Source organism: Pseudomonas sp. DF5 (genome assembly GCF_058148225.1).
Window position 1 is genome coordinate 40,028 of record NZ_JBYVYM010000014.1, and the last position, 16,293, is coordinate 56,320.

The 16,293-nt window shown below is 61.0% G+C and carries 19 protein-coding genes; 6 read left to right on the forward strand and 13 right to left on the reverse strand.

Annotated features, from left to right (window positions below):
* Positions 1-5: 5 nt before the first annotated feature.
* The 5 genes from metX to AC30D7_RS14795 form a co-directional block, all read right to left on the reverse strand.
* A complete protein-coding gene (metX, locus tag AC30D7_RS14775) occupies positions 6-1,145 on the reverse strand; it encodes a homoserine O-succinyltransferase MetX (RefSeq protein WP_019580611.1) in 1,140 nt (379 codons plus the stop codon).
* A gap of 184 nt (positions 1,146-1,329) precedes the next feature.
* The gene (locus tag AC30D7_RS14780) at positions 1,330-1,623 is read right to left on the reverse strand and encodes a DUF167 domain-containing protein (protein ID WP_490134554.1); all 294 of its coding nucleotides are present in this window, start codon (positions 1,621-1,623) and stop codon (positions 1,330-1,332) included.
* 4 nt (positions 1,624-1,627) lie between these two features.
* Entirely contained in the window at positions 1,628-2,218 is a 591-nt protein-coding gene (locus AC30D7_RS14785) for a YggT family protein (RefSeq protein WP_019580613.1), read from the reverse strand.
* A 10-nt stretch (positions 2,219-2,228) separates the two neighbouring features.
* On the reverse strand, positions 2,229-3,047 hold the full coding sequence (gene proC, locus AC30D7_RS14790) for a pyrroline-5-carboxylate reductase (protein WP_490134555.1): 819 nt from the start codon (positions 3,045-3,047) through the stop codon (positions 2,229-2,231).
* A 34-nt stretch (positions 3,048-3,081) separates the two neighbouring features.
* The gene (locus AC30D7_RS14795) at positions 3,082-3,768 is read right to left on the reverse strand and encodes a YggS family pyridoxal phosphate-dependent enzyme (RefSeq protein WP_258671477.1); all 687 of its coding nucleotides are present in this window, start codon (positions 3,766-3,768) and stop codon (positions 3,082-3,084) included.
* A 57-nt stretch (positions 3,769-3,825) separates the two neighbouring features.
* Between AC30D7_RS14795 and AC30D7_RS14800 the strand changes: the two genes are divergently transcribed.
* On the forward strand, positions 3,826-4,860 hold the full coding sequence (locus AC30D7_RS14800) for a type IV pilus twitching motility protein PilT (RefSeq protein ID WP_230173307.1): 1,035 nt from the start codon (positions 3,826-3,828) through the stop codon (positions 4,858-4,860).
* Between the two features lie 140 nt (positions 4,861-5,000).
* On the opposite strand, the gene AC30D7_RS14805 is transcribed toward AC30D7_RS14800, so the two are convergent.
* Positions 5,001-5,621 (reverse strand): C40 family peptidase, encoded by a 621-nt coding sequence (locus AC30D7_RS14805; RefSeq protein ID WP_490134556.1) that lies wholly within the window; start codon positions 5,619-5,621, stop codon positions 5,001-5,003.
* Positions 5,622-5,871: 250 nt separating this feature from the next.
* Here AC30D7_RS14805 and AC30D7_RS14810 point away from each other — a divergent pair, with 250 nt between their 5' ends.
* Positions 5,872-6,303, forward strand: coding sequence for an NINE protein (locus AC30D7_RS14810; protein ID WP_490134557.1), 432 nt, complete (start codon positions 5,872-5,874; stop codon positions 6,301-6,303).
* 107 nt (positions 6,304-6,410) lie between these two features.
* On the opposite strand, the gene AC30D7_RS14815 is transcribed toward AC30D7_RS14810, so the two are convergent.
* The 7 genes from AC30D7_RS14815 to gshB form a co-directional block, all read right to left on the reverse strand.
* Positions 6,411-7,682, reverse strand: a complete 1,272-nt coding sequence (locus tag AC30D7_RS14815; RefSeq protein ID WP_490134558.1) for a dihydroorotase — start codon at positions 7,680-7,682, stop codon at positions 6,411-6,413.
* Positions 7,679-8,683 carry an aspartate carbamoyltransferase catalytic subunit gene (locus AC30D7_RS14820; protein ID WP_007939362.1) on the reverse strand — a complete coding sequence of 335 codons (1,005 nt, stop codon included), beginning with the start codon at positions 8,681-8,683 and terminating at the stop codon, positions 7,679-7,681. The genes AC30D7_RS14815 and AC30D7_RS14820 overlap by 4 nt, the downstream gene beginning before the upstream one ends.
* A 27-nt stretch (positions 8,684-8,710) precedes the next feature.
* Positions 8,711-9,214, reverse strand: coding sequence for a bifunctional pyr operon transcriptional regulator/uracil phosphoribosyltransferase PyrR (gene pyrR / locus AC30D7_RS14825; RefSeq protein WP_490134559.1), 504 nt, complete (start codon positions 9,212-9,214; stop codon positions 8,711-8,713).
* A 98-nt stretch (positions 9,215-9,312) separates the two neighbouring features.
* Complete coding sequence (gene ruvX, locus AC30D7_RS14830; RefSeq protein WP_018928712.1) at positions 9,313-9,759, reverse strand: Holliday junction resolvase RuvX; 447 nt, start codon at positions 9,757-9,759, stop codon at positions 9,313-9,315.
* Positions 9,759-10,331 carry a YqgE/AlgH family protein gene (locus AC30D7_RS14835; protein ID WP_018928713.1) on the reverse strand — a complete coding sequence of 191 codons (573 nt, stop codon included), beginning with the start codon at positions 10,329-10,331 and terminating at the stop codon, positions 9,759-9,761. The genes ruvX and AC30D7_RS14835 overlap by 1 nt, the downstream gene beginning before the upstream one ends.
* A 190-nt stretch (positions 10,332-10,521) precedes the next feature.
* A complete protein-coding gene (locus AC30D7_RS14840; RefSeq protein ID WP_026286615.1) occupies positions 10,522-11,421 on the reverse strand; it encodes an energy transducer TonB in 900 nt (299 codons plus the stop codon).
* A gap of 77 nt (positions 11,422-11,498) precedes the next feature.
* Entirely contained in the window at positions 11,499-12,452 is a 954-nt protein-coding gene (gene gshB, locus AC30D7_RS14845) for a glutathione synthase (protein ID WP_490134560.1), read from the reverse strand.
* A 222-nt stretch (positions 12,453-12,674) separates the two neighbouring features.
* Between gshB and pilG the strand changes: the two genes are divergently transcribed.
* The 4 genes from pilG to AC30D7_RS14865 all read left to right on the forward strand — a co-directional run bounded on the left by pilG (position 12,675) and on the right by AC30D7_RS14865 (position 16,256).
* Positions 12,675-13,079: a twitching motility response regulator PilG gene (gene pilG / locus AC30D7_RS14850; RefSeq protein ID WP_007897954.1), complete on the forward strand. Its 405-nt coding sequence runs from the start codon at positions 12,675-12,677 to the stop codon at positions 13,077-13,079.
* Positions 13,080-13,136: 57 nt separating this feature from the next.
* Positions 13,137-13,502, forward strand: a complete 366-nt coding sequence (gene pilH / locus AC30D7_RS14855; RefSeq protein WP_007897961.1) for a twitching motility response regulator PilH — start codon at positions 13,137-13,139, stop codon at positions 13,500-13,502.
* A gap of 10 nt (positions 13,503-13,512) precedes the next feature.
* Positions 13,513-14,067 (forward strand): chemotaxis protein CheW, encoded by a 555-nt coding sequence (locus AC30D7_RS14860; RefSeq protein WP_490134561.1) that lies wholly within the window; start codon positions 13,513-13,515, stop codon positions 14,065-14,067.
* A gap of 140 nt (positions 14,068-14,207) precedes the next feature.
* Positions 14,208-16,256, forward strand: coding sequence for a methyl-accepting chemotaxis protein (locus AC30D7_RS14865; RefSeq protein WP_490134562.1), 2,049 nt, complete (start codon positions 14,208-14,210; stop codon positions 16,254-16,256).
* Positions 16,257-16,293 lie beyond the last annotated feature (37 nt).

Sequence of the window (16,293 nt, forward strand, 5' to 3'; positions counted from 1 at the left end):
CTTCCTCAAAGCGATATGCGGTTCATGTAATTGCTGAAAGCCTGCAAGTAACGCGGGATCGGAATCAGGAAGGCATCGTGGCCTTGCGGAGCGTCGATCTCCAGGTAGCAGACGTCTTTCCTGGCCGCCATCAGCGCGTCCACCAGCTCCCGCGAGCGGGCAGGGGAGAAACGCCAGTCGGTGGTGAAGGACATCACGCAGAACTTGGCTTTCGCGCCTTCGAAGGTTTTCGCCAGGTCATCGTCGAAGTTCGCCGCCGGATCGAAGTAGTCCAGCGCCTTGGTCATCAGCAGATAGGTGTTGGCGTCGAAACGTCCGGAAAACTCCTCGCCTTGATAGCGCAGGTAGCTTTCGACCTGGAACTCGACACTGTGGAAGTCGTAGTTGAGCTTTTCGCTCTTCAGGCCACGGCCGAATTTCTCGCCCATGGAGTCATCGGACAGGTACGTGATGTGCCCGACCATTCGCGCCAGCATCAGCCCGCGCTTGGGGATCACCCCGTATTCCTGGAACGAACCGCCGTGGAACTCCGGGTCGGTAAGAATCGCCTGACGTGCGACTTCGTTGAACGCGATGTTCTGAGCCGACAGTTTCGGTGCCGAGGCGATGGCCAGGCAGTGCCGCACGCGATCCGGGTAGGTGATGGTCCACTGCAAGGCCTGCATGCCGCCCAGACTACCGCCGATCACTGCCGCCCATTGGCCGATGCCGAGCAGGTCGGCCAGGCGTGCCTGGCTATGCACCCAGTCTTCCACGGTCAATACCGGGAAATCGGCGCCGAACGGCTTGCCGGTTTCCGGATTGATGCTGCTGGGGCCGGTGGAACCGTTGCAGCCGCCGAGGTTGTTCAGGCTGACCACGAAGAATTTGTTGGTGTCGATCGGTTTGCCGGGGCCGATGCAGCTGTCCCACCAACCGGGTTTGCGATCGTCGGGGCTGTGGAAGCCGGCGGCGTGATGGTGACCGGACAAGGCGTGGCAGATCAGCACGGCATTGCTCGCCGTGGCGTTCAGCGTGCCGTAGGTTTCATAGATCAGGTCATAAGCGGGCAGCGAACGGCCACAGGCCAAGGCCAGGGGTTCACTGAAGTGCGCCACTTGCGGCGTCACCAGACCAACAGAATCGGGGGGGAAGGCAGCTGGCATCGACCCTGCTCTCATTGAAATGAGGCGTAAGTCTAAAGACCACTGTGGCTAGCGGCAAGCAAAGGCCGGGCCTGATTTCATTCAGTGCGACCGAGGTGTGCCATTCGCGAGCAAGCCCGCTCCCACAGGGGAACGCATTCCAGTGTGGGAGCGGGCTTGCTCGCGAATGCAGCGCCTCGGTAGATCAGTTCTGTCGCACCAACCCAGGCAACTCCGGCAGATTCTTCGGCGAACAGATCCGCACCCGTTTCTGCCGGTTCAACTCGCCGCTGATCAAGCTCACCTGACTTTTGGAAACCCCGAACGCCTTGGCCAGAAACGCGATCAGATACGCATTGGCCTTGCCCTCGACCGGCGGCGCCGTCAGGCGGATCTTCAGGCGATCACCGTGCAGCCCGGCGAAATCATCGCTGCGGGCCGCAGGTTGCAGGTGACATTCCAGAATCAGGTCATCACCGTCCCAGCGAAAGTAGCTCACCGGGTCAGATCAGCAGACGCAGGATTTGCGGCATCATGGTCAAGGCCGCGAGGTTGTTGATCACCAGCATGTCGATCAGCTTGAGCACCATGAACGCCAGGATCGGCGAGATATCCAGGCCGCCGAGGTTTGGCAGAATCTTGCGGAACGGCGCCAGGGCCGGCTCGCAGATCTGGTTCACCAGCTCGGCGCCGGGGTTGTGGCTGCCCGGCGCGACCCAGGACAGGATCACGCTGATGATCAGGGCATAGAAAAAGATATTCAGGAACAGCGCCGTTACGCCGATCAGTGACCAGATCAGCAATTGCAGCGGGTTGCCGGTGGTGCCGAAAGTCAGCAGCAGGGTCAGGGCCATCAACGCCAGTTGCACGAGGATTGCCAGCACCAGCGAGGACATGTCCAGGCCGAAGAGGCTCGGGATGATCCGGCGCAGTGGCTTGAGCAGTGGCTGGGTGGCTTTCACGGCGAACTGGCACAGCGGGTTGTAGAAGTTTGCGCGCACCAGTTGCAGCACGAAACGCAGCAGCACGATCAGCAGGTACAAACTGCCGAGGGTTTGCAGCACGTAAATCGCTGCAGTATTCAATCCAATCATGTAAGGCTCCTTATTTGCCCAGTTGTTCGGCCATCTCGGCCGAGCGGTGCGCGGCGGCGCCGAGTGCTTTTTCCACCAGGGCTTCGAAGCCGCCGGCCTGGAACGATTTGATCGCCGCCTCGGTGGTGCCCGCAGGCGAGGTCACGCGGCGACGCAGTTCAGCGGCGTCGACATCGCTGGCGACTGCCATGTGTGCAGCGCCCAGCGCGGTTTGCACAGTCAGTTGTGCAGCAATTTCGGGTGGCAGGCCGAGCTTCACGCCAGCGGCGGTCATGGCTTCGATCAGCAGGAAGAAATACGCAGGGCCGGAGCCGGAAACGGCAGTGACCGCGTCCAGTTGCTGTTCTTCGTCCAGCCACAAAGCAATGCCGACCGCTGACAGCAGTTCTTGGGCCTGCTGGCGTTGCTCGGCGCTCACTTGGGCCGTGGCATACAAGCCACTCACGCCCTGGCGCACCAGCGCCGGGGTGTTGGGCATGCAGCGCACGATCGGCTGGGCACCCAGCCAGTTGTTCATGCTGGCGCAGGTGATGCCGGCCGCAATCGACACCACCAGCTGGTTCGGCTTGAGGCTTGGGCGAATGGCTTCGCAAACGGCTTTCATCGCCTGTGGCTTGACCGCCAGCACAACCACGTCCACGCCCTCAATGGCTTGGGTGTTGTCGGCAAACACTTCGATGCCGTGTTCGGCGTGCACGCGGGCGCGGGTTTCTTCGCCCGGATCGCTGGCGCGGATCTGCGCGGCGTCCAGACCTTTGGCGCGCAGGCCGCCGATCAGGCTGGCGGCCATGTTGCCGGCTCCGATAAAGGCAATACGAGTCTTGCTCATGTCAGGTCCTTATAGAGAGGTGAGTCAGCCATGTTCATGGTCGACTGTAATCGCGGGCGCCAAACAGGGCCGTACCGATGCGGACCCAAGTGGCGCCCTGGGCGATGGCCGACTCAAGGTCGTGGCTCATGCCCATGGAAAGTGTGTCGAGTGGCAGGTTCAGGCTGGCTTGCAGGCTCTGCACGGCAGCAAAAGCGGCGTCCTGGGCGGCGCGATCTTCAGTCGGCTCGGGAATCGCCATCAGCCCGCGCAATTTCAAACGCGGCAGCGCACTGATGGCATCGGCCAGGGCGGGCAGGTCGGCCGGGGTGCAGCCGGATTTGCTGGCTTCACCACTGACGTTGACCTGGATGCAGATGTTCAAGGGCGGCAAATCGGCAGGGCGCTGTTCGGACAGGCGTTGTGCGATTTTCAAACGATCCACGGAGTGCACCCAGTCGAAGTGCTCGGCGATAGCACGAGTCTTGTTCGATTGAATGGGGCCGATGAAGTGCCAGATCAAGGGCAGGTCGGCCAACTCGAGCTGTTTGCCCAAGGCTTCCTGCAGGTAGTTTTCGCCAAAGTCGCGGATCCCGGCGGCATAGGCTTCACGCAGGGCCTCGGCGGGCTTGGTTTTGCTCACGGCCAGTAGCTGGATGCTGTGTTCATCACGCTTTGCGGCGAGGGCGGCCGCGTGGATGCGTGAACTAACCTGAGCGATGTTGTCTGCTATCGTGGACATTCAAGAGGCGCCAGCGGGTCTGAGGTTCGCGGCATTCTACTGGAATTGAGGAGCGCTATGGATATCACTGAGCTGCTGGCTTTCAGCGCCAAACAAGGCGCGTCCGACCTGCACCTGTCCGCCGGCCTGCCACCGATGATCCGTGTCGATGGCGATGTGCGACGCATCAACTTGCCGGCCCTGGACCACAAGGAGGTGCATGAGCTGATCTACGACATCATGAACGACCTCCAGCGGGTGGACTTCGAGAAGCATCTTGAAACCGACTTTTCCTTCGAAGTGCCCGGCGTGGCGCGTTTCCGGGTCAACGCCTTCAACCAGAATCGTGGCGCGGGCGCGGTGTTCCGGACCATTCCGTCGAAGGTCCTGAGCATGGACGACTTGGGCATGGGGGACGTGTTTCGCAAGATTACCGAGTCCCCCCGAGGTCTGGTGCTGGTGACCGGCCCCACCGGTTCCGGCAAGTCCACCACGCTGGCAGCGATGATCGATTACCTGAACAACCATCGCCATCACCACATCCTTACCATCGAAGACCCCATCGAGTTCGTCCACGAGTCGCGCAAATGCCTGATCAATCAGCGTGAAGTCCATCGCGACACCCGCAGCTTTGCCACGGCCCTGCGCTCGGCCCTGCGTGAAGACCCGGACGTAATTCTGGTGGGGGAAATGCGTGACCTGGAGACTATTCGGCTGGCATTGACCGCTGCCGAGACCGGCCATCTGGTATTCGGTACGCTGCACACCACCTCGGCGGCGAAAACCATCGACCGGGTGGTGGACGTGTTTCCGGGTGACGAGAAATCGATGGTGCGCTCGATGCTCTCCGAGTCATTGCTGGCGGTGGTGTCCCAGACACTGATCAAAAAAGTCGGCGGCGGGCGGGTTGCCGCACACGAAATCATGCTCGGCACCTCGGCGATCCGTAATTTGATCCGTGAAGACAAGGTGGCGCAGATGTACTCGTCGATTCAGACCGGAGGGTCGCTGGGGATGCAGACGCTGGATATGTGTCTGAAGGAGTTGGTGACCAAGGGCGTGATCAGCCGCGAGCATGCGCGGGAGAAGGCGCGGTCGCCGGATAATTTTTGAGGCTGGAATATGAACCTGTGGCGAGGGAGCTTGCTCCCGCTGGGCTGCGAAGCGGCCCCAAAAAACTGCGAGCGCTGCGCACTCGAGCGGGAGCAAGCTCCCTCGCCACAGATGCCGTCTTCAGAAGGAGCGCTTTCGGATCAACGCTGAACAACCCGCATTGCGTTCGGTTCTTTCGGCAGAACCCGCTTGGCAACCACGTAGTGGTTATCCCAGTACGGCTTCTTCAGGGTGTCGATGCTTACCGACTTGCCACGGCGTGGTGCGTGGATGAAGCGGTCGTTGCCCAGGTAGATGGCCACATGATTGACCCGGCGGCTCTTGATGTTGAAGAAGATCAGGTCGCCTGGCTTCAGTTCGTTGCGATCGACTTTCTCACCGTGACCGCTGGCCATGGCATTGGAGGTGCGTGGCAGGTCGAAGGTGGCGTCGTTGAACGCGTATTTCACCAGGCCGCTGCAATCGAACCCTTTACTTGGGCTGCTGCCGCCCCAACGATAAGGTGTGCCGAGGACGTTTACCGCACGGCTCAACACGTTGCTGCTTTCCTTGGTCGCCATCGGAGGAACCAGCTTGCCGTTGGCGCTGCTCAGTTGGGTGGAGCGTTGTACGGTCTGTTGGTTTTTGCTCGAAGGAGCAGAAGCATGGGATTTTGGGGTGTAACCATTAACGTTAGGAAGACGTTGCTCACGATTGGTGGCGTGGGCGGCCAGGGGCAATAATAGGCAAATGGTTAGCCATGTCTTGAAAAATGGACGCATTAGGCAAGGCTCGTATGGGTTAGCGCGCAACTTTATAACAGCTTTTTTGTCCCTTCCGAGGCCGTTGGTCGATTCAACCTTGGGGTCAACGGAACCAAATAAGCGGCAATTTGGCGCAATTGTCGGACACAAGTCAGGCGGTACAGGGGTTTGACGGGAGTGAAGGTAGCATCTGCCGTACGTCGGCTGCCTGTAAAAAAGTCACAAAGAATTCAAGAATATTTCTCTATCGCGTGAATCGAGGTCATCCATGAACACCTATCGACAACCCGTTTCACAACAAGACACGCACAGCAAAGTGATCGGTTACCTGCTGTGGATTTTCGGTTTTACCGGGGCTCACCGCTTCTATTACGGCAGACCGGTGACCGGGACGATCTGGTTTTTGACCTTAGGCTTGCTGGGAATTGGCTGGTTGATCGACGTGTTCCTGATTCCGGCCATGGATCGTGAAGCAGACCTGCGCTTTACCGCCGGCCCCATCGAATACAACGTCGCGTGGATTCTGTTGACGTTCCTTGGGGTGTTCGGTGTGCATCGGATGTATCAGGGGAAGTGGATCAGTGGGTTGCTGTACCTGGTGACGGGCGGGTTGTTCTTTCTGGGGGTGTTGTATGACTTCTGGACGTTGAATGACCAAGTGTCGATTCGCAACGCGCAGAATAGAGGCGCCTTCCAGTAAGTCATCGCGGGCAAGCCCGCTCCCACAGTGGATGTGTTGTGCGCAAATCTTGCGGCCAACCGAATACCCTGTGGGAGCGGGCTTGCCCGCGATTGGAGCACCGCGTTTTACGCCTGATGGCTGATCCGCCCATCCACCAGGGTGTAACGCACCACGCCCGGCAGGCTATGGCCAATGAATGGGCAGTTTTCGCCCTTGGACAGCCAGGTTTCACCGGCTACGGTCGAGGCTGTCGGGTCAAACAGTACGATGTCTGCCGCGCCACCTACTGCCAATTTCCCCGCTGGCAGGCGCAACGCCTCGGCAGGGCCGGCACTCAGGCGTGTCAACAGCGTCGGCAGGTCGAGCAAACCGTCTTCCACCAAGGTCATCGCCAGCGGCAGCAGCAGTTCAACGCTGCTGATGCCCGGTTCGGTCGCGCCGAACGGTGCCAGCTTGGCGTCGCGCTCATGGGGCTGGTGATGGCTGGAGATGGCGGATACCACACCGGACTTCACCGCTGCCCGCAGGCCATCGCGGTCGGCGCGGGTGCGCAGTGGCGGCTGGACGTGATAGAGGCTGCTGAAGTCGATCAGCGCTTCGTCGGTGAGGATCAGTTGATACAACGCCACATCCGCCGTGACCTTCAGCCCGCGAGCCTGGGCCTGAGCGATCAGCGCTACGCCGCGCGCGCTGGTGAGCTGGCTGAAGTGCGCACGTACGCCGCTTTGCTCGACCAGCAGCAGATCCCGGGCCAGGGCCACGGTTTCGGCGGTTTCCGGAATGCCCGGCAGACCGAGGAAGCTTGCGGTCGGGCCTTCATGGGCCAGGCCACCTTCGGCCAAGTCGTGATCCTGCGAGTTGAAAATCACCGTCAGGTCGAACGTCGCCGCGTATTCCAGTGCCCGGCACAGGGTGCGGGTGTTGCGGAAGCTCTCCAGGCCATTGCCGAAGGCCACGCAGCCGGCATCGCGCAAGGCGACCAGTTCGGCCAACTGCTCGCCGTCCAGGCCTTTGCTCAGGGCGCCGATCGGGAACACTTTGGTGTTGCCGGCCTCACGAGCACGGTCGAGGATCAGTTCGGCCACGGCCGAGGTGTCCAGCACCGGTTTGGTTTTCGGCGGGCAGCACAGGCTGGTCACGCCGCCGGCGGCGGCCGCGCGGGTTTCGCTGGCGATCGAGCCTTTGCGGCTGTAGCCCGGCTCGCGCAGGGCAACGTTCAGGTCAACCAGGCCCGGGGCGGCCACCAGGCCCTTGGCGTCGATGGTGTCGACGGCAACAAAACCGGCCGGAGCGGCGCCAAGGGCGACGATCTTGCAGGCTTCAACATGGATGTCAGTCACTTGATCCAGGCCGCTGGCCGGATCGATAACGCGTGCGCCGAGAATGCTGAGCTTCACTGGGCGTTCTCCTGCTCGAATTGGCGCTGGGCTGTTTGCCCGCTCATGGCCATGGACAGCACGGCCATACGAATCGCGATGCCGTAGGTCACTTGGTTGAGGATCACCGAGTGCGGACCGTCGGCCACCGCCGACTCAATTTCCACCCCACGGTTGATCGGCCCAGGGTGCATCACGATGGCATCGGGTTTGGCACCGGCCAGGCGTGCGGTGGTCAGGCCGAACAGGCGGTAGAACTCGCCTTCGCTTGGCAGCAGGCCGCCGGTCATGCGCTCACGCTGCAAGCGCAGCATGATCACCACGTCGACGTCTTTCAGGCCTTCGGTCATGTCGGTGTAGACCTTCACACCGTATTGCTCGATGCCGATCGGCAGCAGGGTTTTCGGCGCGATCACGCGGATGTCCGGGCAGCCGAGGGTTTTCAGCGCCAACATGTTCGAGCGTGCCACCCGCGAGTGCAGGATGTCGCCGACGATGGCCACCGAGAGGTTTTCGAAGCCGCCCTTGTGCCGACGAATGGTGAGCATGTCGAGCATGCCCTGGGTCGGGTGCGCGTGACGGCCGTCGCCACCGTTGATGATCGCCACTTGTGGGCAGACATGTTCGGCAATGAAGTGCGCCGCGCCGGAATCACCGTGACGTACGACGAACATGTCGGCGGCCATGGCTTCGAGGTTGCGCAGGGTGTCGAGCAGGGTTTCGCCCTTGCTCGCCGACGACGTGGATACGTTCAGGGTGATCACGTCGGCCGACAGCCGCTGGGCCGCCAGTTCGAAGGTGGTGCGGGTGCGGGTGGAGTTCTCGAAGAACACATTGCACACGGTCTTGCCGCGCAACAACGGGACTTTCTTCACCGCCCGGGCGCCGACTTCGAGGAACGAGTCGGCGGTGTCGAGGATTTCCGTCAGCAGCTCGCGGCGCAAACCGTCGAGCGAGAGGAAGTGGCGCAGCTGGCCCTGATCATTGAGCTGCAGCGGGCGCTTGGTTTCTAGAGGCGTCATCGCGAGGGGGACTCTCAATAGGGCGAATTAAAGGGCGAGGTCTTGCAGTTCGAGCTTGAGTTCCGGACCGGACAGCTTCACCCGTTCGTGGGCCGCCAGTGACAGGGTCGCGCCGACTACATTCGGGCGGATCGGCAGCTCAGCGGCGTCCAGGTCCAGCAGGCACACCAGCGTCACGCTGGCCGGGCGACCGTAGTCGAACAGTTCGTTCATCGCGGCGCGGATGGTCCGACCGCTCATCAACACGTCGTCGATCAGCACCAGGTGCTGGCCTTCGATCTCGAATGGCAGCGCCGAAGGACGCACTTGCGGGTGCAGGCCGCTCTGGCTGAAGTCGTCGCGGTAGAAGGACACATCAAGGGTGCCCAGCGGCGCGTCGCTGCCCAACTCCTTGAGCAACGTCTGAGCGACCCAGATGCCACCGGTCCGAATACCGATATAACGCGGTTCGCTGATGCCACGGTTTTCCAGGTAAGCCTTGAGACGGATCGCCATCTGGCTGATCAGTTCGGCGGGATTAGGCAGGCTCATGGTTTGCTCCTTCTTGGTCCCGAGCCCGCTTTGTGGGTATGGCGCGTGGGTAGGGCTCGGGTTGTAGCTAAGGGAGCCGCCGTAGCGACTCTTCAGAATCAGGTGCTGGAGGATTCGAACAGTGCGGTGTTTTCGTCGAGCCAGCCTTGCAGCAGCAGGGCGGCGGCGATGGCATCGACCGGGTTGTCGCGGTAACTGCCTTTCTGGCCGCCACGGACCAGGCGTTCGCCTTTGGCCTCGAAGGTGGTCAGGCGCTCGTCGTGAGTATAGAAGGGCAGGTTGTAGCGGCCGTTCAGGCGCCGGGCGAATTTTTCGGCCCGCAGGCACATGTCGCTGGGCGTGCCGTCCATGTTCAACGGCAGGCCGACCACCACGGCGTCGGGTTTCCACTCTTTGATCAGGGCTTCGACCTGATTCCAGTCGGGAATGCCATTTTGTGCCTTCAAGGTGCACAGCTCGCGGGCCTGGCCGGTAATCACCTGGCCGACCGCAACGCCGATCTGCTTGGTGCCGTAGTCGAAACCCAGAATCAGCCGCAGGGCCATCAGGCGTGCCCCGCCTGGCTGGTGAGCAGGCTAAGGTTGATACCCAGGTGCTTGGCCGCCGCTTCGAGACGTAACTCGCTGCTGGTGTTGAACAGGATGTCGGCATGGAACGGGCAAGTCAGCCAGGCGTTGTCGGCCAGTTCGGCTTCCAGTTGCCCGGCTTCCCAACCGGCATAGCCGAGGGTGATCAAACTTTTCGCGGGGCCGACGCCATCGGCGATGGCGAACAGCACGTCCTGGGAGGTCGACAGCGACAACTCGCCATCCAGATCAACGGTAGCCTGATAGGTTTTTCCCGACGGGTGCAGGACAAAGCCGCGATCGGTTTGCACCGGGCCGCCGATAAAAATCGGCACGTGCTGGCAGAGCACTGGCGGTTCGATATCGGGGCGCAATTGCTCGAGGATATCGGCCAGGTTCAGGTCCTGCGGACGGTTGACCACCAGCCCCATGGCACCATTGGCCGTGTGCTCGACGATGTAGGTCAAGGTGTGCGCAAAGTTCGGGTCGGCCATGTGGGGCATGGCGATCAGGAAGTGATGCTTGAGGTAGCTGGGGCTGACGTTCTTCATGAGCGCTAGTGTGGCGTTGGAGGGGCGAACTGACAAGCTGAGGATGCACAGGAAATGCCCCGAATCCCAGCAAACAACCTGTTCCCTGTGGGAGCGGGCTTGCCCGCGATGACGGCGGCACATCCAAAATAGTAGCGTCAGACAGACCGCTATCGCGGGCAAGCCCGCTCCCACAGGGATCCGTGGGGTGTCAATTACTGGAGAGTCTATCCCCGCGCGCAAACCTCCAGGTGCGGATGATTTCCAGGCGGTCGATGTCCGACAGATCCCCGGTAAACGGTGCGAACGGCGCGGCCAGCCTCACGATGCGCTGCGCCGCCTGATCCAGCAGCGGTTGGCCGGACGATTCCAGCACCAATACTTCATACAGCGAGCCGTCGCGATTGATCGAGACCATCAGGCGCAAATTGCCATAAATCTGTTTGCGTCGGGCCTCGTCGGGGTAGTTGAGGTTGCCGATGCGCTCGACCTTCTTGCGCCATTCATCCTTGTACCAGGCACCCTTGTCGCGCATGGTCGACGCGGCGCTCAAGCGGTGGATGCGCGGGCGTTTGGCGTACAGCTGTTGCTCGTTGGCCAGTTCCGCTTCCAGGCTGGCGATGTCGCTGGACAACTGTGAGCTGTCGAAGGTCGGTGCTTCGACCTTGGGCTTGGTCTCGGTCTTGACGTCTTCCTGCTTGGTCGCGGCTTTTTTCGGCTTCGGCGCGACAGTCGTCACGGCGGCCTTGGGCGCGGCTTCCTGCACTTGGGGTTTGGCGGTTGGCGGCGGAGTGACCGTCTGCACCTTGTTGTCCTGGAAGGGCGCGACCTCGGTGGTCTTTGGAATGGCCTTTTTATCCAGGGTGCCGCTGCCTTGCTGATTCTCTTGAGCGAGGAAATCGGCTTTTTTCGGCTTGGTTTCGCTTTTGAAGGTGGCGAGGGTGATTTCCAGGGTTTTGCTGATTTGCTTGGGTTCGACCATGGTGAACCCGACGCCCAACAGCAAGGCCAGGTGAATCAGTGCCGCGAGAAACAGGGTAAAACCGAGGCGATCGGCCGGGCGCACGCCACGATGGGCGAGTTCAGGGGGCAGATCGGACGGGAGTGTCATGACAAGAAAACCAACATCGCGTTTTTTACAGGCCGGCGATGATAACGCAATGTTGGATGTTTCTTGGCTGTTCTCGATCAACGAGCCTTGAGCTTCTGATCGATGGCATCCATCAACTGGCCACCAATGTCGGTGCCGAACGCATTATCGATCTCGCGAATGCAGGTCGGGCTGGTGACGTTGATTTCGGTCAGGTGCTCACCGATCACGTCGAGACCGACGAACAGCAAGCCCTTCTCGCGCAGGGTCGGGCCGACTTGCGCGGCGATCCAGCGATCTTTCTCGGTCAGCGGTCGGGCTTCGCCACGGCCACCGGCGGCGAGGTTGCCACGGGTTTCGCCGGCGGCCGGAATCCGGGCCAGGCAATAATCCACCGGCTCGCCGTCGATCATCAGGATGCGCTTGTCGCCGTCAACGATCGCCGGCAGGTAACCCTGGATCATGATCTGCTGCTTGCCATGCAAGGTCAGGGTTTCAAGGATCACCGACAGGTTCGGGTGGCCCGCGGTGTGACGGAAGATCGACGAACCGCCCATGCCGTCCAGCGGCTTGAGGATCACGTCACCGTGATGGTCGGCAAATTCACGCAACACGTCCGGGCGACGGCTGACGATGGTTGGCGGCGTGCACTGCGGGAACAACGTGGCGAACAGTTTCTCGTTGCAGTCACGCAGGCTTTGCGGCTTGTTGACCACCAGCACGCCGGCGTTCTCGGCTTGCTCCAGCAGGTAAGTGGAGTAGACGAACTCCATGTCGAACGGCGGATCCTTGCGCATCAGGATCACGTCCAGATCGCTCAGCAGTGCGTCGGATTCGGTGCCCAGCTCGAACCACTTGTGCGGGTCGGCGAAGACTTTCAGCGGACGCATCCGCGCGCGCGCCTGGCCCTCGGCCTGATACAAATCGCGCTGTTCCATATAGAACAGTTCCCAGCCACGCTTTTGCGCGGCCAGCAGCATGGCCAGCGAGCTATCCTTTTTATAGGAGATGCCGGCGATAGGATCCATGACAATCCCGACGCGAACGCTCATGGGGTTTTCCTCGAAATTGGGGTGAAAAATGCGGTGAAAAAGTGGCGTCAGAGTGGCGCTGAGTGGGTTCCCGGTCAAGGAAAAACCACCGCACAGGTCACCCGATAGATTGGAGGGGGAGACTGTGCTAAAAAGGCAGCCAAGTGGTGCTGGCCCTTGAGTATCAAGGGTTTCGGGTCACAAACGGACAAATTGATTCACAAAGGCGACGGTAGAGCCCCTATGGAACAGCATTCCAGCGCCTTGAAGGTCATGGTGATCGATGATTCGAAAACGATTCGTCGCACCGCCGAAACGCTGTTGAAAAACGTGGGCTGTGAAGTCATCACCGCAATCGATGGTTTCGATGCCCTGGCCAAGATTGCCGACAATCACCCAGGCATCATCTTTGTCGACATCATGATGCCGCGTCTGGATGGCTATCAGACCTGTGCGTTGATCAAGAACAACAGTGCGTTCAAGTCCACGCCAGTGATTATGCTGTCGTCCAGGGACGGGTTGTTCGACAAGGCCAAGGGGCGGATCGTCGGGTCCGACCAGTTTTTGACCAAGCCTTTCAGCAAGGAAGAACTGCTGAACGCGATCCAGGCCCACGTACCGGGCTTTGCTGTCGTTTCGCCGCAGTAGGACACGCACAGTGACGCTCGGCCAGTGGGCCTTGCGTCGACAAGAATGGGGAAGACCATGGCACGTATTCTGATCGTCGATGATTCGCCGACTGAAATGTACAAACTGACCGGCATGCTCGAAAAGCACGGTCATGAAGTGTTGAAAGCCGAAAACGGCGCCGACGGCGTGGCCCTGGCCCGTCAGGAAAAGCCCGACGCGGTACTGATGGACATCGTCATGCCCGGCCTCAATGGTTTTCAGGCGACCCGCCAGCTGACCAAAGACCCGGAAACCGGGCACATCCCGGTGATTATCATCACCACCAAGGATCAGGAAACCGACAAAGTCTGGGGCACGCGCCAGGGCGCCAAGGACTACCTGACCAAACCGGTCGATGAAGACACCCTGATCAAGACCCTGAACAACGTGCTGGCCGGTTGATCGTCCGGCCATGACCGAGTCGCTGACGGCTTTCGAACTGCTGCTGCAGATTGACCAGCGCTGTCGTCTGCTGGCGGCGGACTTGCCGTCCCAGCCGACTCGTCAGGACAGCTGGAGCGGCATCGGTTTTCGCCTGGGCGAGCGCTGGTACGTCGCGCCCATGGGGGAAGTCGGCGAAGTCCTGCACGAGCCGCGTGTTACCCAATTGCCGGGAGTCAAACCTTGGGTCAAGGGCGTGGCGAACCTGCGGGGGCGACTGCTGCCGATCATGGACGTGTACGGCTTCTTTCATGGTTATGAGGCCGGCCATGAACTGTCGTCCCTGCGCAAGCAGCGGCGGATATTGGTGGTGGAGCATAACGACGTGTTCGCCGGGTTGCTGGTCGATGAGGTCTTCGGCTTGCAGCACTTTGCCCAGGACAGCCTGGAACCGGTGCCTATGGACGAGCAGCAGGGGCCGATTGCGCCGTTCGTCAAAGGCCGGTTTCAGCGTGAACAGAATTGGCAGGTGTTCAGCCCGTTTGCGTTGGCGCAGTCGCAAGGCTTTATGAACGTCGCCGCATAACCTGTGGGAGCGGGCTTGCCCGCGATAGCGGTGCGTCAGGTTCAATAAATGTCGACTGACACGCCCTCATCGCGGGCAAGCCCGCTCCCACAGGGTTCCTGTCAGGTCTCACAAGGGTGTTGGTTAACAGGCGAGGACCGATGATTAAAGCAAACGCAGGTACGCCGGAAGGGTCGCGCAGTCGGTCTCAGATTATCGTGCTGTTCATCGCGCTGATCATCTTCATCATGCTGCTGTTCGCCAATTTCGCGTACCTCAACACCCAGGCGAATTACGACAAACAGTACATCGGCCACGCCGGTGAGTTGCGCGTGCTGTCGCAACGCATCGCCAAGAACGCCACCGAAGCCGCCGCCGGCAAGGCTGCGGCGTTCAAGTTGCTCAGCGATGCGCGCAACGACTTCGCCCTGCGTTGGGGCTATCTGAAGAAAGGCGACCCCTCCACCGGCCTGCCGCCGGCACCGTCCACCGTGCGCCCGGAAATGCGCGCTGTGCAGCTGGATTGGGAGCGGCTGCTGAAAAACACCGACGCCATTCTCTCCAGCGAACAGACCGTGCTGTCGTTGCATCAAGTCGCCGCGACGCTGGCCGAAACCGTGCCGCAGTTGCAGGTCGAGTATGAAAAGGTCGTCGAAACCCTCCTGCAACGTGGTGCCCCAGCCGCTCAGGTGGCGATGGCCCAGCGTCAGTCGCTGCTGGCCGAGCGCATTCTCGGTGCAGTGAACACCGTGCTCTCCGGCGACGAAAACTCGCAGCAGGCCGCCGACGCCTTCGGTCGCGATGCGGCGCGTTTTGGCCAGGTGCTCAACGGCATGCTTCAGGGCAATGCGGCGCTGAAAATCAGCCAGGTCGAAGACCGCGATGCCCGTGCCCGGTTGACCGAGATTTCCGAACTGTTCGAATTCGTCTCGGGTTCGGTGGACGAAATCCTCGAAACCTCGCCGGAGCTGCTCAAGGTCCGAGAATCGGCCACCAATATTTTTACCCTGTCGCAAACCCTGCTCGATGAAGCCTCGCACCTGGCCAGCCGTTTCGAAAACCTCGCCGGCGGGCGCAATACCGACACTATCGGCGGCTATGTGCTGGGCCTGCTGGCGCTGATGTCGATCATCCTCATCGGCCTGGTGATGGTGCGCGAAACCAACCGTCAGTTGCGCGAAACCGCAGAAAAGAACGAGCGCAACCAAAACGCGATCATGCGTTTGCTGGACGAGATTGAAGACCTGGCCGACGGCGACCTGACCGTGACCGCCTCGGTGACCGAAGACTTCACCGGGACCATTGCCGACTCGATCAACTATTCCGTCGACCAACTGCGCGATCTGGTAGCGACCATCAACCTCACCGCCGGCCAGGTCGCCGCCGCCGTGCAGGAAACCCAGGCCACCGCCATGCACCTGGCCCAGGCTTCGGAGCATCAGGCGCAGCAGATTTCCGAAGCGTCCACGGCGATCAACGACATGGCCCAGTCCATCGATCAGGTCTCGGCCAACGCCGCCGAATCCTCGGCGGTGGCCGAGCGCTCGGTAGAAATTGCCAACAAAGGCAACGAGGTGGTGCACAACACCATCCACGGCATGGACAATATTCGTGAACAGATCCAGGACACCGCCAAGCGCATCAAGCGTCTCGGCGAGTCTTCGCAGGAAATCGGTGACATTGTCAGCCTGATCGATGACATTGCCGATCAGACCAACATCCTCGCCCTCAACGCGGCGATTCAGGCCTCCATGGCCGGTGACGCCGGGCGCGGTTTTGCGGTGGTGGCCGACGAAGTACAGCGCCTGGCCGAGCGTTCGTCCGCGGCGACCCGGCAGATCGAAACCCTGGTGCGGGCGATCCAGACCGACACCAACGAAGCGGTGATTTCCATGGAGCAGACCACCACCGAAGTGGTGCGCGGCGCGCGTCTGGCGCAGGATGCCGGGGTGGCCCTGGAAGAAATCGAAGGCGTATCGAAGACCCTCGCGGCACTGATCCAGAGCATTTCCAACGCCGCGCAGCAGCAGACGTCTTCGGCCGGCCAGATTTCCTTGACGATGAACGTGATCCAGCAGATCACCACGCAGACCTCGTCCGGCTCCACCGCCACGGCCGAGAGCATTGGCAACCTGGCGAAAATGGCCAGCCAGTTGCGGCGTTCGGTATCCGGTTTCACCTTGCCGGCCAAGCCTGCGGACAACGCTTGAAGCGCCTCAGGGCGTATGCATTTGTATTGGAGTAGTT

Excerpts from the sequence above, each read along its gene's own strand:
- metX (WP_019580611.1), bottom strand. The coding sequence starts at position 1,145 with ATGCCAGCTGCCTTCCCCCCCGATTCTGTTGGTCTGGTGACGCCGCAA.
- AC30D7_RS14785 (WP_019580613.1), bottom strand. The coding sequence starts at position 2,218 with ATGATTGGATTGAATACTGCAGCGATTTACGTGCTGCAAACCCTCGGC.
- proC (WP_490134555.1), bottom strand. The coding sequence starts at position 3,047 with ATGAGCAAGACTCGTATTGCCTTTATCGGAGCCGGCAACATGGCCGCC.
- AC30D7_RS14795 (WP_258671477.1), bottom strand. The coding sequence starts at position 3,768 with ATGTCCACGATAGCAGACAACATCGCTCAGGTTAGTTCACGCATCCAC.
- AC30D7_RS14800 (WP_230173307.1), top strand. The coding sequence starts at position 3,826 with ATGGATATCACTGAGCTGCTGGCTTTCAGCGCCAAACAAGGCGCGTCC.
- AC30D7_RS14805 (WP_490134556.1), bottom strand. The coding sequence starts at position 5,621 with ATGCGTCCATTTTTCAAGACATGGCTAACCATTTGCCTATTATTGCCC.
- AC30D7_RS14810 (WP_490134557.1), top strand. The coding sequence starts at position 5,872 with ATGAACACCTATCGACAACCCGTTTCACAACAAGACACGCACAGCAAA.
- AC30D7_RS14820 (WP_007939362.1), bottom strand. The coding sequence starts at position 8,683 with ATGACGCCTCTAGAAACCAAGCGCCCGCTGCAGCTCAATGATCAGGGC.
- pyrR (WP_490134559.1), bottom strand. The coding sequence starts at position 9,214 with ATGAGCCTGCCTAATCCCGCCGAACTGATCAGCCAGATGGCGATCCGT.
- ruvX (WP_018928712.1), bottom strand. The coding sequence starts at position 9,759 with ATGGCCCTGCGGCTGATTCTGGGTTTCGACTACGGCACCAAGCAGATC.
- AC30D7_RS14835 (WP_018928713.1), bottom strand. The coding sequence starts at position 10,331 with ATGAAGAACGTCAGCCCCAGCTACCTCAAGCATCACTTCCTGATCGCC.
- AC30D7_RS14840 (WP_026286615.1), bottom strand. The coding sequence starts at position 11,421 with ATGACACTCCCGTCCGATCTGCCCCCTGAACTCGCCCATCGTGGCGTG.
- gshB (WP_490134560.1), bottom strand. The coding sequence starts at position 12,452 with ATGAGCGTTCGCGTCGGGATTGTCATGGATCCTATCGCCGGCATCTCC.
- pilG (WP_007897954.1), top strand. The coding sequence starts at position 12,675 with ATGGAACAGCATTCCAGCGCCTTGAAGGTCATGGTGATCGATGATTCG.
- pilH (WP_007897961.1), top strand. The coding sequence starts at position 13,137 with ATGGCACGTATTCTGATCGTCGATGATTCGCCGACTGAAATGTACAAA.
- AC30D7_RS14860 (WP_490134561.1), top strand. The coding sequence starts at position 13,513 with ATGACCGAGTCGCTGACGGCTTTCGAACTGCTGCTGCAGATTGACCAG.
- AC30D7_RS14865 (WP_490134562.1), top strand. The coding sequence starts at position 14,208 with ATGATTAAAGCAAACGCAGGTACGCCGGAAGGGTCGCGCAGTCGGTCT.